11 protein-coding genes are annotated in these 14,904 nt (G+C 72.4%); 7 read left to right on the forward strand and 4 right to left on the reverse strand.

Annotated elements, in window-relative coordinates; all coding sequences use genetic code 11:
* The first annotated feature begins 123 nt into the window (after window positions 1–123).
* The 5 genes from hppD (at window position 124) to ABD808_RS02505 (ending at window position 6,509) form a co-directional block, all read left to right on the forward strand.
* A complete protein-coding gene (gene hppD, locus ABD808_RS02485; protein WP_344888916.1) occupies window positions 124–1,215 on the forward strand; it encodes a 4-hydroxyphenylpyruvate dioxygenase in 1,092 nt (363 codons plus the stop codon).
* A 141-nt stretch (window positions 1,216–1,356) separates the two neighbouring features.
* A complete protein-coding gene (locus ABD808_RS02490; RefSeq protein WP_344888919.1) occupies window positions 1,357–2,187 on the forward strand; it encodes an RDD family protein in 831 nt (276 codons plus the stop codon).
* 76 nt (window positions 2,188–2,263) lie between these two features.
* On the forward strand, window positions 2,264–3,124 hold the full coding sequence (locus ABD808_RS02495) for an RDD family protein (RefSeq protein WP_344888922.1): 861 nt from the start codon (window positions 2,264–2,266) through the stop codon (window positions 3,122–3,124).
* 89 nt (window positions 3,125–3,213) lie between these two features.
* The gene (locus ABD808_RS02500) at window positions 3,214–4,866 is read left to right on the forward strand and encodes a M1 family metallopeptidase (RefSeq protein WP_344888925.1); all 1,653 of its coding nucleotides are present in this window, start codon (window positions 3,214–3,216) and stop codon (window positions 4,864–4,866) included.
* Between the two features lie 206 nt (window positions 4,867–5,072).
* On the forward strand, window positions 5,073–6,509 hold the full coding sequence (locus ABD808_RS02505; RefSeq protein WP_344888928.1) for a M1 family metallopeptidase: 1,437 nt from the start codon (window positions 5,073–5,075) through the stop codon (window positions 6,507–6,509).
* Between the two features lie 6 nt (window positions 6,510–6,515).
* Here ABD808_RS02505 and ilvA read toward each other — a convergent pair whose 3' ends face one another.
* The 3 genes from ilvA to ABD808_RS02520 are packed head-to-tail and all read right to left on the reverse strand — an operon-like array spanning window position 6,516 to window position 9,905.
* Entirely contained in the window at window positions 6,516–7,739 is a 1,224-nt protein-coding gene (gene ilvA, locus ABD808_RS02510) for a threonine ammonia-lyase (RefSeq protein ID WP_344888931.1), read from the reverse strand.
* Between the two features lie 25 nt (window positions 7,740–7,764).
* Window positions 7,765–8,745 (reverse strand): ROK family protein, encoded by a 981-nt coding sequence (locus tag ABD808_RS02515; protein WP_344888934.1) that lies wholly within the window; start codon window positions 8,743–8,745, stop codon window positions 7,765–7,767.
* Complete coding sequence (locus tag ABD808_RS02520; protein WP_344888937.1) at window positions 8,742–9,905, reverse strand: FIST signal transduction protein; 1,164 nt, start codon at window positions 9,903–9,905, stop codon at window positions 8,742–8,744. The genes ABD808_RS02515 and ABD808_RS02520 overlap by 4 nt, the downstream gene beginning before the upstream one ends.
* Before the next feature lie 198 nt (window positions 9,906–10,103).
* On the opposite strand from ABD808_RS02520, the gene ABD808_RS02525 reads away from it, so the two are divergent.
* Together ABD808_RS02525 and ABD808_RS02530 are read left to right on the forward strand one after the other, a co-directional pair.
* Window positions 10,104–11,540, forward strand: a complete 1,437-nt coding sequence (locus ABD808_RS02525; RefSeq protein WP_344888940.1) for a sigma 54-interacting transcriptional regulator — start codon at window positions 10,104–10,106, stop codon at window positions 11,538–11,540.
* 88 nt (window positions 11,541–11,628) lie between these two features.
* Window positions 11,629–13,689: a vWA domain-containing protein gene (locus ABD808_RS02530; RefSeq protein WP_344888944.1), complete on the forward strand. Its 2,061-nt coding sequence runs from the start codon at window positions 11,629–11,631 to the stop codon at window positions 13,687–13,689.
* 54 nt (window positions 13,690–13,743) lie between these two features.
* Here the strand turns inward: ABD808_RS02530 and ABD808_RS02535 are convergent, their stop codons facing one another.
* Window positions 13,744–14,853 (reverse strand): alpha/beta hydrolase, encoded by a 1,110-nt coding sequence (locus tag ABD808_RS02535; protein WP_344888947.1) that lies wholly within the window; start codon window positions 14,851–14,853, stop codon window positions 13,744–13,746.
* Between the last annotated feature and the right edge of the window lie 51 nt (window positions 14,854–14,904).

A 14,904-nucleotide genomic window follows, 5' to 3' on the forward strand; every position in this document is an offset into this window, starting at 1 on the left:
CCCCCTGCGTTCATGGTCACGATGTACAGAGCGCCCGGTCGGAACGGGTGCGCACTGTACAGATTGCCCAGTGTTTCAGAGCACTCTTGCGCAGGTTGTAGGCGCATGTCCAGATTGGATGGCATGGATGAGTTTCCGGTCAAGGGCATGGACGCCGTCGTCTTCGCCGTCGGCAACGCCAAGCAGGCGGCGCACTACTACTCGACCGCGTTCGGAATGCGCCGGGTCGCCTACCGCGGCCCGGAGAACGGCAGTCCGGACGAAGCGGTGCACGTACTGGAGTCCGGGAGCGCCCGGTTCGTGTTCCGCGGCCCCGTGAAGGCGGGAACCGAGATCGGTCGGCACATCGCCGCGCACGGCGACGGTGTGGTCGACCTCTCGATCGAGGTCCCCGACGTCGAGGCCGCCTACCGGCACGCGCTGGCGAAGGGCGCCACGGGCCTGGCGGAGCCGCACGTCCTGGAGGACGACTACGGGAAGGTGACGATCGCCGCGATCGCCACCTACGGCGAGACGCGGCACTCGCTGGTCGACCGGTCCAACTACACCGGCCCCTACCTGCCGGGGTACGTGGCCGCCGAACCGATGGTGGAGCCGCCGGAGAAGCGGTTCTTCCAGGCGATCGACCACTGCGTCGGCAACGTCGAGCGCATGGACGAGTGGGCCGACTACTACCACCGGGTCATGGGCTTCACCGACATGGCCGAGTTCGTCGGCGACGACATCGCGACGGAGTACTCCGCGCTGATGTCCAAGGTCGTCGCGGACGGCACCCGCAAGGTGAAGTTCCCGCTGAACGAGCCCGCCGAGAGCAAGCGCAAGTCGCAGATCGACGAGTACCTGGAGTTCTACGGCGGGCCCGGCGTCCAGCACATCGCGCTCGCGACGAACGACATCCTCGCGACGCTCGACCAGATGCGGGCCGCGGGCGTGGAGTTCCTGGAGAGCCCCGACTCCTACTACGAGGACCCGGCGCTACGCGAGCGCATCGGCGAGGTGCGGGTCCCGATCGAGGAGCTCCAGAAGCGCCGGGTCCTGGTCGACCGGGACGAGGACGGCTACCTGCTGCAGATCTTCACCAAGCCCGTCCAGGACCGGCCGACGGTGTTCTTCGAGCTCATCGAGCGGCACGGCTCGCTGGGCTTCGGCAAGGGCAACTTCAAGGCGCTGTTCGAGGCCATCGAACGGGAGCAGGAGCTGCGCGGCAACCTCTGAGGCCGCGCCTCCCCCGCCACGCGCCTTCCCGTATCGGGGGAACACCGGCCCCGGGCCGTCCCAGCCCGGGGCCGGTGTCCATCGGACTGTGCCCTTACCGTGTTCACCAGCACACCTCGTTTACCGGCACACTGTTGGTCCATGAGCCAACCGCCTGAGAACCCCCGGCCCGAGGGCGGCGATCCGGAGTCCCCGGACCCGCAGGCCTCGGGCACCCCCACCACGGCCGAGACGTCCGCCGCGGACGGGGGGCCGGACCGCCCGCCGCCCTACCAGGGCACGTACGGCGGGCAGACCGAGCAGCCCCAACCCGGTTTCGCGCCTCCCGGTCCGGCGCAGGCCGGTCAGCCGCTGCCCGCGTACGTTCCTCCCGTCCAGCCGTATCCCGGGCTCGGCGACCAGCGGGTGACGCTGGCCGGGCGCTGGGCGCGGCTCGGCGCCGGGCTGCTGGACGGCCTGCTCCTCGCCATCGTGACGGCGCCCTCGGTCCTGTTCGCCGTCCGCTGGGACAAGCTGAAGGACTCCATCGACTCCGGCGAGCCGATCAGCGACCCGATGGACATGTACAACATCCCGCGGCTCATGGTCGGCTACGTGATCGCGTTCCTGCTGGGCTTCGTGTACTACACCGTCCTCCAGGCCAAGTGGGGGCAGACGCTCGGCAAGAAGGCCGCCGGGATCCGGCTGGTGTCGGCGGACGGCCACACGGCGGTGACCTGGCGGCAGGTGATCGGCAGGCAGGCGTTCGTGTACGCGGTCACGCTGGTGACGTCGGTGGCCAACCTGCTCGCGCCCGCGCTCGGCGTCCTCGGGCTCATCGGCCTGCTCGACGTCGCGTGGATCCTGTGGGACAAGAAGCGGCAGGCCGTCCACGACAAGGTGGCCGGGACGGTGGTGGTGAAGGCCACCCCGTGGACACCGAACCCGTACGCCCGCGCCACGGACCCTGGCAACAGCCCGCCCATCAGTTGATCATCCCTCCGGCAACATTCCGCGGGTCCCGGACGCGGCGAGGTTTGGAGTGCGGCGGCTCGGCCACCCTGACGGCATGACGCAACCGCCGAACGACCCCGCGTCCGGGGAGGGGCCGGAGGACCGGCCGTACGGGCAGCGGGGCCCTGAGCAGCCGGGTCCGTATGGCGGGCCGCCCTACGGGGAGCAGCGACCGTACGGAGGACGCCAGCCCTACGGCGAGCAGCCGGGCTACGGCCAGCCCGGCCAGGGCCAACCAGGCCAGGGCCAACCCGGTCACGGCCAGCCCGGATCGGGTCAACCGGGCTACGGCCAACCAGGATCCGGACAGCCGGGATACGGGCAACCCGGCTATGGGCAGCCCGGGTACGGGCAACCGGGGTACGGGCAGCAGCCGGGTTACGGGCCCCTGCCCTCCTACGGCGGCGGCATGGGCGACTACACCGACCCGGCCGAGGGGCTGGCGAGCCGCTGGGCCCGGCTGGGCGCCGCCATCATCGACCTCATCCTGATCGGCATCGTGTCCGGGCTGATCTCGATCCCGTTCATCGACTGGGACCGCGTCTTCGACCCCGAGCCCGGCGACTCGTTCTACAACGGCGCCCAGGTGGGGACGAACGCGGTCAGCGTCATCCTCGCGTTCCTCTACTTCTGGCTGATGCACGTCAAGTTCGGCCAGACGCTCGGCAAGATGCTGCTGCGGATCCGCGTCGTCAACGCGGACGACCGGCAGGCGATCTCGTCGGGCCAGGCCGCCGGGCGGTCGGCGTTCTACAGCGTGCTCGGCGGCATCTGCGGCTGCGTCGGCCTGATCGACGTGCTGTGGATCCTCTGGGATCCGCGCAAGCAGGCCCTGCACTGCAAGGTGGCGCACACCGTCGTCGCCAAGGCTGGGCCGCACGTGCCCAACCCGTACGCCCGCGGCACCTACCGTTAGCCCACGGCACCTACCGCTAGCCCACGGCCCGCACCTGCCTGGACGGGGTCGAGTTGCCGGGCGGGGCCCGGCACGGGCAGGCTGGCAGCGTGCATAAGGCCGGAAACTCCCCCAGCACCCGCCGTCCCGACCGGCGAGCCCTGTCCCGCGGCCGCGGTGTCGCGGGCGTGGCGGCGCTCGCCGTCGCGGGCTCCCTCGCCGCGGCCTGCCAGGTCAGCCCGTTCGGCGACGGCGACGAAGGGGGGAAGTCCGGTCCATCCTCCGGGCCGGTCGCGGCCGGTCCGGCGGGCCCGACGACGGCGGGCGACAACTACGTGCCGGGCGACGGCAATGGCGGCTACGACATCCAGAACTACGCGCTGAAGCTGAACATCACTCCGAACAGCGCCAAGCAGTTGGACGGCACCGCGACGATCACGGCGGTCGCCACCGAGCGACTCGCTCGGTTCAACCTCGACCTGACCGGCCTGGACGTGTCGTCCATCACGGTGAACGGCGCCCCGGCGCGGCAGCAGCGCGGCGGCAGCGAGCTGGAGGTCACGCCCGCCAAGCCGTTGGAGAAGGGCGCGAAGTTCACGGCCGTCGTCGCGTACTCGGGGACGCCGGAGCCGGTGTCGGACCCGGTGCTCGGCCGCTACGGGTGGATCCGCACCTCCGACGGCGTGTTCGTGGCGTGCCAGCCGAGCGGCGCCCACACCTGGTTCCCGAGCAACGACCATCCGAGCGACAAGGCGACGTTCGACTTCGAGATCACGGTGCCGCCCGGCCTGACGGCGATCGCCAACGGCGAGCCGGAGACGCCGCCCGCCAGCACCGGCGGCGCGCCCACCGGCCCCGGCCTGCCGCCGGACATGCCGACCGGCATGCCGAGCCTTCCCCCGAACATGCCGCCGAGCCCGCCGCCCGGCGGGACGCCCACCGGGGCCCCGACCACCGATCCGGAGGTCAGCCCCATCGCGCTGCGCCGGACGGCGACCGGCACCACGTCCAAGTGGCACGTCAAGGCGCCGATGGCGACGTATCTCGCGACCGTCGACGTCGGACGGTTCGACGTCCGGACGGGCAAGACGAGCGGTGGCGTCCCCGTCATCACCGCGGTCGACCCGAGCGTCTCGGGCGCGGGCGTGGACGCCTTCCACCGGCTGAACACCCAGATCACCGAGGAGTGGTCGAAGCTGTTCGGCCCCTACCCGTTCTCGTCCACGGGCGGGCTGATCGACAACGCGGACGTCGGTTTCGCGTTGGAGGCGCAGACCCGTCCGGTGTACGGGTCGTTCGACCTGCAACCGACGATCGTGGCGCACGAGCTGGCCCACCAGTGGTTCGGCGACAGCGTCAGCGTCACCCGGTGGCAGGACATCTGGATGAACGAGGGGTTCGCGACCTACGCCGAGTGGCTGTGGGAGGAGCGGACCGGCGGCAAGACCGTCAAGCAGCAGTTCGACCTGCGGTACGACAGCCCGCGCGCGCGGGAGCTGTGGGACGTGCCGCCCGGCGACCCGGGCCGTAAGCAGATGTTCGGCCGCTCGGTGTACGACCGGGGCGGGATGACGCTGGTGGCGCTGCGCGACAAGGTCGGCGAGCCCACCTTCTACAAGATCCTCCAGACGTGGACGAAGGAGCGCAGGCACCTCGGCGGGACGACCGCCCAGTTCATCGCGACGGCGAACCGCGTCTCGGGCAAGAGTCTCGACTCGTTCTTCGACGACTGGCTGTACCAGGAGGGGCGCCCGTCCAAGTGACGGCGTGACCGCCCGGCACGGTCCGAACGCGACACACCGGTGACCCGATGCCGGTTCCGGCCACGAATCCACGCCGTCCCCACGGATTCGAGACCCATTCGCACTTGAATCGGCCCGCCGCAGGGGAAATTGTTGATCACGGTGAGGGCGCCTGACAGGGGGCTGCCAGCCATATCACCGACAGCCATGACACAAGGATGTGGCCGATGATCAGAACCTCCAGGGCCCTGGCGGCCGTGACGCTGGGCACCGCCGCGACGCTCGCCGTGTCGGCGGCCCCCGCCGGTGCGGCCGCGGGCCCGGCGAGCGCCCGGTTCACCCCAGGGGCGCCGGGCGCGGGCGACCCCTACTTCCCCGACATGGGCAACGGGGGCTACGACGTCGCCCACTACGACATCGGCCTGAAGTACGACCCGGCGACGAAGGGGATCCAGGCCGTCACGCGGGTCAAGGCGCGGGCGACGCAGAACCTGTCCCGCTTCGACCTGGACTTCCTCGGCCCGCTCACGATCTCGTCGCTGCGGGTGGACGGGCACGCGGCGTCCTACCAGCGGACGGGCGCGCAGGAACTCGTGGTCACCCCGCGCAAGGGGCTGCGGAAGGGCCGGAACTTCACGGTGACCGTCGCCTACTCGGGCATGCCGCAGACGGTCCAGGACGCGACGCTCGGCACGTCCGGCTGGGTCCCGACCGACGACGGCGCGGTGATGCTGAACCAGCCGTTCGGCGCCGCGACGGTCTTCCCGGTGAACGACCACCCGACCGACAAGGCGACGTACACGTTCGTGCTGTCCGCGCCGGAGAGCCTCACCACGCTCGCCAACGGCGACCTGCGCGGCACGTCCACGCGGAACGGCTGGACGACCTCCCGCTGGGAGATGCCGCGTCCCATGGCCAGCGAGCTGTCGATGCTCGCGATCGGCAAGTACGACATCGTCAGCGGGCGCACGAAGGCGGGCGTGCCGAACCTGACCGCCACCGACCGCGGCATGGCCGTGTCCGGTGACGACGCGCAGAAGTTCCACGACCAGACGGGCGAGGTCACCGACTTCGAGTCGTCCATCTACGGGCGCTTCCCGTTCACGTCGACGGGCGGGATCGTGGTGAAGGCGAACGTCGGGTACGCGCTGGAGACGCAGGGCCGTCCGGTGTACGACCTGGGCCGCAGGCCGGGCACCGTCCCGCGCGGCACGCTGCTCGCGCACGAGCTGGGCCACCAGTGGTTCGGGGACGCGGTGTCGCCGTTCCGGTGGGCCGACATCTGGCTCAACGAGGGGTTCGCGACGTACTCCGAGTGGCTGTACTCGGAGAAGTTCGAGGGCAAGCCCGTCCAGGAGAGCTTCGACGCCACCTACTCGGCCCCGGCGGACGACAGCCTGTGGAAGGGCAAGGTGTCCGACCCGGGCCGCGACCACATCTTCGACGGCCTCGTCTACGACCGTGGCGCGATGGCGATCCACGCACTGCGCAAGACGATCGGCGACAAGTCGTTCTACCGGCTGCTCAAGACGTGGCCGTCCGCGTACCGGTTCGGCAACGCGTCCACGAAGGACTTCGTCCGCTTCGCCGAACGGGTGTCGCACAAGAACCTGGACGCCTGGGCGACGGCGTGGCTCTACTCCGAGGGCAAGCCCACCGTGTAGGGCGGGTCAGCTCAGCGTGAGGGTGTAGCCCTTCTCGCGGAGCCGGGCGATGACGTCCTCGGAATGGTCCGCGCCACGGGTCTCCAGGTGCATGAGGACTTCTGCCTCCTCGACGTGCAGCCGGGCGGCGACCCGTTCGTGCATGACGTCCAGGACGTTCACGCCCAGCTCCGCGAGTTCGCTGAGCAGTGTCACGAGCGCGCCGGGACGGTCCTTCAACCGGCAGCGGACGACGAGGTACCGGCCCGCCCCGGCGAGCCCGTGCCGCAGCACCTTCGACAGCAGAAGCGGGTCGATGTTGCCGCCCGACAGCAGCACCACCACGGGCGGCTCCACCGCGTAGGCGTGCTCAAGCAGCGCCGCCACACCGGCGGCGCCCGCGGGCTCGACGACCTGTTTGGCACGTTCGAGGCACAACAGCAGTGCCTGCGAGATGGACTCCTCGGAGACGGTGACGACCGCGTCGACCAGCTCGGTGACCATGGCGAAGGTGAGGTCGCCGGGGCGTCCGACCGCGATCCCGTCCGCCATCGTCGGCTCGATGTCGATCTGCGTCGGCTCCCCGGCGGCGAGGGAGGGCGGGAACGCCGCCGCCCGTTTGGCCTGCGCGCCGACGATCTTGACCCCGCGGTCGCGGGTCTCCTTCACCACGCCCTTGGCGGCGGCCGCGATGCCCGACAGCAGGCCGCCGCCGCCGACCGGGGCGACGATCGTCCGCACTTCGGGGCACTGCTCCAGCATCTCCAGGCCGATGGTGGCCTGCCCGGCGACGACGTCCGGGTGGTCGAACGGGTGGATGAACACCGCGCCGCATTCGTCGGCGTACCGGCGCGCGGCGACGAGACAGTCGTCCACGGACGGCCCGGGGAACACGATCTCGGCGCCGTAGCCGCGGGTCGCGGCGATCTTGGGGAGCGGGGCGCCGATCGGCATGAAGACGGTGGCCTTGCAGCCGAGCATCGACGCGGCGAGCGCGACGCCCTGCGCGTGGTTGCCCGCGCTGGCCGCGACGACGCCGCGGGCGCGCTCGCGCTCGTCCAGACCCGCGATCCGCGCGTACGCGCCGCGGATCTTGAACGAGCCGGTGCGTTGCAGGTTCTCGCACTTCAGCAGGACGGGCCCGCCGAGCTGCTCCGACAGCACCCGCGACGGGATCATGGGGGTGGGGACGGCCACCGCCCGGAGGAGTTCCCTGGCGGCGCGCACATCGTCCACGGTGACCGTGCTCATGGGAGGATCCTCGCACCTCGCCCGCTCAGCCCGCACTCCAGTAACGATCTTGGGCGAGGACGAGGGCGGCGGCGCCGACGAGCCCGGCGGTCTGGCCGAGCGCCGCCGGGACGATCTCGACCCGGCGCGCGAACTCCAGCCGCGCATGCGTCCGGAACGCCTCCTCCAGCGGGTCGAACAGGAGCCGTCCGGTCTGCGACAGGCCGCCGCCGAGGGCCGCGACCTCCAGGTCGCACAGGTGCGTCGTGGACGCGAGCGCGATGCCGACGGCCCGGCCCGCCCGGCGCATCGCCGCGACCGCCACCGGGTCGCCCCGCCGCGCGTCGGCGGCCAGCTCGACCCCGGTCGCCGCCGGGTCGTCGGGACGCCAGCCCTGCTCGCGCGCCCAGGCGACGAGCGCGGGGCCGCGCGCGACGGCCTCCAGGCAGCCGCGTCCGCCGCACGCGCAGGGCGGCCCGCCGGGATCGACGACGACGTGCCCGACATGTCCGGCGTTGCCGCTGGCGCCGTTGACGAGCCGTCCGCCCAGGATGAGCCCGCCGCCGACGCCCGTGGACACGACCACGCCGAGGACGTTGCCGTATCCGCGTCCGGCGCCGCGCCAGTGCTCGCCGCCCGCGACGCAGATGGCGTCGTTGTGGATCCGGACGGGCAGCCCCGGATACAGCGCGCGGAGCCGCGCCCGCAGCGGGAAGCCCCGCCAGGCCGGGATGTTGAGCGGCGACACGCGGGCGGCGGGCCACGCCATCGGACCGCCGCAGCCGACGCCGACGCCCGCGAGCGGCGGACCGCCCGCGTCGGCGGTGAGCTTGCCGAGCAGCGACTCCAGCGTCCGCCACAGCCGCTCGGCGGCCAGGCCACCGGCGTCCGGGACGGCCGGGTTCGGCGTCGCGACGCGGGCGTCGGCCAGGACGCGTCCGTCCGGGTCGACGAGCGCGGCGGCCAGCTTCGTCCCGCCGATGTCCACCGCCAGCACCGGCCGGTCCGGGAGGCGGGCATCGCTCACGCAGGCTCCCCCGCCCTGCCGAAGGCCAGGATGGACGCCGTGAACCCGTGCACGTGGTTGCGTCCCGCGACGGGGCCGATCTCACCGGCGGCGAAGAAGCCGCCCACCCCGGCGGGCCCGAACGCCCGGTCCAGGACGCGGACGTCATGGTCGGAGTCGGGGAACATCGCCTGGCCGCGCCCGTTGCAGGCGAACAGCAACGCGCCCTCCACCGGCGCCATGTCGAACCGTTCGAGCAACGCGGACAGGTCTTTCTCGGCGGCCCCGGCGTCGCGGACCTGGAACCTGACGGTCCGTCCCACGTCGACCACGTCACCGATCGCGATGGCGCCGCTGTCGGTGTCGGCGCCGACGACGCCGCGCACCAGGAAGTCGCCATGTTCGTGCTCGTCGGCGTACTCGTCCATGGCGACGCCGATCAGCAGGCCCTGCCCGGCGAGTTCCTGCTCGGCCTCCGGCAGTTCGAGGACAATCTCCTCCAGCTTCGCCAGCGCGGGCGTCCCTGCCAGTTCGTAGAGGACGTTGTCCTCCGCCCGCGTCACCACCATGTCGGGGCCGATCGGGCGGGCGCCCTGGCTGACCACGGTCGCGGCGGCGACGGGCCCGCCGATCACGACGCCGACCGCGCCGTCGGTGTACACCTCCCCGCCGACGAACAGCCGCGCGTCGCCCCGCTCGCTGCCCTCGGCGAACCCGCCGACGAGGGGCAGGCCGGGCAGGGCGTCGTCCGAGCGCTCCACGAAGGCGTCCACGGGGAAGCTGTACGGGTCGGTCAGCAGCACGCCGACCACGTCGTCGTCCTGTCCCTCGGGCATGCCGACGACGACGAGCCGGTCGTCGGCCTTGAGAGTCTCCAGCCGGAACGGGTCGAGCCGCGCGCCGGGCAGCACCGCCGCCCACGCGCTGACGGCGGCGGAGTCCTCCACGCCGCGTCCGGCGCCGATCACCCCGGCCCCGCTGCACCCGAGCAGGACCGCGGGCCCGGCCGCCCGCGTCGCCGCGGCGGCCGCCTTCTCGAACTCCACCGGGTCGTCGCCCGTCATGAAGACGCATACCAGGTCGGGCGCCGCGCTGAGCGGCGCCAGCGCCTGTTCCACCGCGGCCGCGGCGGCCTCGGACAGATCGCGCCCGACGGCCAGGCCATCACCGAATCGCGCCATCGGCGCCCCTCCCTCATTGAGGATCGCCCTCACCGTGCATCGGTCACACTTTCAGTCTCCCCCGCCACGGGCCGTCCACCCAAACGCCGGGACCCGCCCGAGGCCTCTTGACGCAAGGCACGGACAAGACAGGGCATAGCGGACGAATCCATGGTCGGAGGGTGCGATTCCTCTTACCCGCGACGTAGTGTCGGTCGCGTGCGTTCTTCCACACCCCGAGAATCCCTGCCCAGCACGGCCACTCTGGGCGAGCTGCGCACCAGCGGCCACGTCCAGCTCTCGGTGAAGGCCGAGATCCGCCGTAACCTGCTCACCCGGCTGAGATCCGGCGAGCCGCGCTTCCCCGGGATCCTCGGGTTCGACGACACCGTGCTCCCCCACCTCGAACGCGCCCTGCTCGCCGGGCACGACCTGGTGCTGCTCGGCGAGCGCGGGCAGGGCAAGACGCGGCTGATCCGCACCCTGGTCGGGCTGCTGGACGAGTGGACCCCGGTCGTCGCCGGGTGCGAGATCAACGACCATCCGTACGCGCCGGTGTGCGTCCGCTGCCGCCGCCTCGCCGCCGAGCTGGGCGACGACCTGCCGGTCGAGTGGCGGCACCGCGACGACCGCTACGGCGAGAAGCTCGCCACTCCCGACACCAGCGTCGGCGACCTCATCGGCGACGTCGACCCGATCAAGGTCGCGGAGGGCCGGACGCTCGGCGACCCGGAGACCGTCCACTTCGGGCTCGTGCCGCGCACCAACCGGGGCGTCTTCTCCATCAACGAGCTGCCCGACCTCGCCGAACGGATCCAGGTCGCGCTGCTGAACGTGCTGGAGGAGCGCGACGTCCAGGTCCGCGGCTACGCGCTGCGGCTGCCGCTGGACGTGCTGCTCGTCGCGTCCGCCAACCCCGAGGACTACACCAACCGCGGCCGGATCATCACCCCGCTGAAGGACCGCTTCGGCGCCGAGATCCGCACCCACTACCCGCTCGACCTCGACGCCGAGCTGGCGCTGATCCGGCAGGAGACCGACTTCGCCGACCTCGCCGGGCTGCCCGCCGAGGTGCCGGGCCATCTCATCGAGATCATCGGGCGGTTCACCCGGCTCGTCCGCGAGTCGACGGCGGTGGACGCCCGGTCCGGCGTGTCGGCCCGGTTCGCGCTCGCGGGCGCCGAGACCGTCGCGGCGGGCGCGGTGCGGCGCGCCGCGCTCACCGGCGAGGACCACGCCGTCGCCCGCGTCTGCGACCTGCCCGCCGTCGTCCCGTCGCTGATGGGCAAGGTCGAGTTCGAGGTCAGCGAGGAGGGCCGCGAGCAGGAGGTGCTGGAGCATCTGCTGCGCCGGGCCGTCGCCGAGACCTACCGGCGGACGCTCGGCGCCGCCGACCTGAACGGCCTGCTCGACAAGTTCGACTCCGGCGAGTCCGTCGAGTCGGGCGAGCTGGTCCCCGCGACGGAGCTGCTGCGCCGCGTCGGCCACGTCCCCGGCCTCGCCAAGCTCATGGAACGGCTCGACCTGAGCGGGGAGTCCCCCGGGCAGGCCGCGGCCGCGCTGGAGTTCGCCCTGGAGGGCCTGTTCCTCACCCGGCGGCTGTCCAAGGACGTCTCCGCCGGACGGGGCGAGGGCACCGCCACCTACCGAACCTGACGCCGAACCCGACGCCGATCACGACGTCGAACCCACGCCGTACCCGACGCCCGACCAGGGCCAGAGATCTCCAACGCAAGGAGCTTCGATGAGCCGCTACCGCTACGGAGCGTACGAGGACGGACCCGATCCGCTCGCCCCGCCCTACGACGTCCGCGACGCCCTCGACGCGATGGGCGACTCGGTGCTGGACGGCACGCGCCCCGACGACGCGCTGCGCGACCTGCTGCGACGCGGCCTGCCCGGGCGGCCTGACATGCGCGGCCTCGACGACATGCTCCGCCAGGTGCGGGAGCGGCGCCGCGCCCTGCGCGACCGGGGCCGTCTCGACGGGACGCTGGAGCAGGCCCGCGCGCTGCTCGACACCGCGATCGGGCAGGAGCGCGCCGAGCTGTTCCCCGACCCGAGCGACGACGCCCGGCTGCGCGAGGCCGAGCTGGACGCGCTGCCGTCCGACACGGCCCAGGCGATCCGGCGGCTGTCCGGCTACGACTGGCGCTCGGGCGCCGCCCGGCACACGTTCGAGCAGCTGAAGGACCTGCTGCGCCGCGAGGTACTGGACGCCCAGTTCCAGGGCATGAAACAGGCCCTGGCCAACCAGGACCCGGCCTCCATGGAACGCGTCAAGGACATGATGGCCGCGCTGAACGAGATGCTCGAACGCGACGCGCGCGGCGAACACACCCAGGACGACTTCGACCGGTTCATGGGCCAGTACGGCGACATGTTCCCCGACGACCCGCAGAACCTCGAAGAGCTGGTCGACTCCCTCGCCCGCCGCGCCGCCGCCATGGACCGGCTGCTGGCGTCCCTCAGTCCCGAGCAGCGCGCCGAGCTGGCCGGGCTGATGGAGCAGGCCATGCAGGACGCCGGGCTCGCCATGGAGATGACCCGCCTCGGCGACGCGCTGCGGGTCCGCCGTCCCGACCTCGGCTGGGGGCGTCCCGAGGAGATGACCGGCGACGACCCGCTCGGCATGGGCGACGCCACGACCGCGCTCGCCGAACTGGCCGACCTCAGCGAGCTGGAGGCGGCGCTCGGGCAGGACTACCCGGGCGCCCGGCTTGACGACATCGACGAGGACGCCGTCCGCCGCGCCCTCGGCCGCCAGGCCGTCGACGATCTCGCCGAACTGCGCCGCATCGAGGCCGAGCTGGAACGCCAGGGCTACCTGCGGCGCAAGAGCGGCAAGCTGGAGCTGACGCCGAAGGCGGTGCGTCGCCTCGGCGAGACCGCGCTGCGCCGCGTGTTCTCCCAGCTGGCGGCCGGGCGGCAGGGCGACCACGAGCAGCGGGACGCGGGCCAGGCGGGCGAGCTGACCGGCTCCAGCCGCGAGTGGCGGTTCGGGGACGAGCAGCCCCTCGACGTCGTCCGGACGGTCGGCAACGCCATCCGCCGCAGCGCCATGGACGCCGGAGCGGGCCTCGCGACCCGTCCGACCGCCTCCGACGCACTGGAACCCGGCGCCGCGACGTCCCCGACGTCCACGACCGCCGGGGGCAACGGTTCGGGGCGGCCGAACGGGGTGCGGCTGAGCGTCGACGACTTCGAGGTGCAGGAGACCGAGCGGCGCACCGGCGCGGCCGTCTGCCTGCTGGTCGACCTGTCGTACTCGATGGTGCTGCGCGGGACGTGGGCCGTCGCCAAACAGACGACCCTCGCGCTCCATACGCTGGTGACCAGCAAGTTCCCGCAGGACGCCATCCAGATCATCGGGTTCTCGAACTACGCGCGGGTGCTGCATCCGACGGAGATGGCGGGCCTCGACTGGGACATGGTGCAGGGCACAAACCTGCACCACGCGCTGATGATCGCGGGACGGCATCTGGACCGGCATCCCGACTTCGAGCCGATCGTCCTGGTCGTCACCGACGGCGAGCCGACCGCGCATCTGCGGCCCGACGGACGCTCGCTGTTCGACTACCCGCCGTCCACCGACACGCTCGTCCTCACGCTCGCCGAGGTCGACAAGATGACCCGGCGCGGCGCCTGCATGAACTTCTTCATGCTCGCCGAGGACCGCCGCCTCGTGTCGTTCGTGGAGGAGGTCGCGCGCCGCAACGGCGGCCGCGTCTTCGCCCCCGACGCCGACCGGCTCGGCGAGTACGTCGTCAGCGACTACCTGCGGGTACGCCGCGCCCGCCACTGACCCCGCTCGGGCCCACTCGCTCGGGCCCACTCGCTCGGGCCCACTCGCTCGGGCCTACTGGGCGCGCGGCTTCAGGTGCTTCTTGAGGAAGCTCACGATCGTCGGGTAGGTGTGCTCGTCGTCCAGCATCTCCGCCGCGTGCATGTCGCCCTCGACGGTCTTCACCGTCACCGGGACGCCCGCGGCCCGCAGCGCGGTCGCCAGCTCGGTGCTCTGCGCGACCGGGACGAAGTCGCCCGACCCGTGCATCAGCAGCATCGGCGCGTCGCCGGGCGAGACGTGCGTGACGCTGCTGGCGTCCTCCAGCCGCCCCGCGCACTCCGCCAGGCCGACGGCGTCGTCGGAGGCGGTGTCGGGGGTGCAGCCGACGAGGTCGGTCACGGCCCGCCGCAGCTTGACCTGCCGGGGTGAGGCGCCGGGCTTCAGGCCGTCCTGGAAGGCCATCAGCGGGTTGTTCGGCGGCGACAGCGCGACCACGCCGCGCACCTGCCGGGTGCCCGTCCCGAACGTGCCGAGTTGCGTCGCTAGGTGCCCGCCCGCCGACGAGCCGAGCACCGCGACACGCGACGGGTCGGCGTTCCACAGCCGCGCGTGCCGCTTGATGAAGTCGAGCGCGGCGAGCGAGTCGTCGCGTTGCGCGGGCCACTGCGCCTTCGGCGCGAGCCGGTAGTTCGCCGACAGGACGACGTAGCCCTCCTCGGTGAGCCGCCGCGCGAAGTACTTCCAGCCGCCGCCCTTGTCGCCGCCGAGCCAGTAGCCCCCGTGCAGGATCAGCACCACCGGCCGGGGCCTGGCCCGCGGGCCCTGGTCGCGCCAGTAGGCGTCGATGCGCTGGGCGGACGCCTTGCCGTAGGCGTAGCCGCGGACCTTCGGCAGCTCGGGCGTCACCATGACCGCGTGCGCGGTGACGGTGCCGTCGGGCTCGCCGTCCGGCCCCGCGGTCTGGCCGCCGCCCGGCGTCCCGCCGTCCTGTGGGCCCTCCGGCTGCGACGTGGACGACGTCGACGGCGAGCCGGTCTCGGTGGGTCCCGGCGGACCGGGCTCCGTCACGGCCGGGCCGGACGGCGTCGGCCCCGGCGCGTTCGCGTGCGCGCCCGCGGGCACGGCGACGGCCGAGACGCACACTGCGGCGAACGCCGCCCCACAGACCAGTGTTTTCCGCACTCCGGGGCCCTTTCTCCACGAACCTGGCGCGCTGATTATAGAGGTTTGATC

The organism is Actinomadura meridiana, from assembly GCF_039537545.1.
GTDB classification, from domain to species: Bacteria; Actinomycetota; Actinomycetes; order Streptosporangiales; family Streptosporangiaceae; genus Spirillospora; species Spirillospora meridiana.

Excerpts from the sequence above, each read along its gene's own strand:
- hppD (WP_344888916.1), top strand. The coding sequence starts at position 124 with ATGGATGAGTTTCCGGTCAAGGGCATGGACGCCGTCGTCTTCGCCGTC.
- ABD808_RS02490 (WP_344888919.1), top strand. The coding sequence starts at position 1,357 with ATGAGCCAACCGCCTGAGAACCCCCGGCCCGAGGGCGGCGATCCGGAG.
- ABD808_RS02495 (WP_344888922.1), top strand. The coding sequence starts at position 2,264 with ATGACGCAACCGCCGAACGACCCCGCGTCCGGGGAGGGGCCGGAGGAC.
- ABD808_RS02505 (WP_344888928.1), top strand. The coding sequence starts at position 5,073 with ATGATCAGAACCTCCAGGGCCCTGGCGGCCGTGACGCTGGGCACCGCC.
- ilvA (WP_344888931.1), bottom strand. The coding sequence starts at position 7,739 with ATGAGCACGGTCACCGTGGACGATGTGCGCGCCGCCAGGGAACTCCTC.
- ABD808_RS02520 (WP_344888937.1), bottom strand. The coding sequence starts at position 9,905 with ATGGCGCGATTCGGTGATGGCCTGGCCGTCGGGCGCGATCTGTCCGAG.
- ABD808_RS02530 (WP_344888944.1), top strand. The coding sequence starts at position 11,629 with ATGAGCCGCTACCGCTACGGAGCGTACGAGGACGGACCCGATCCGCTC.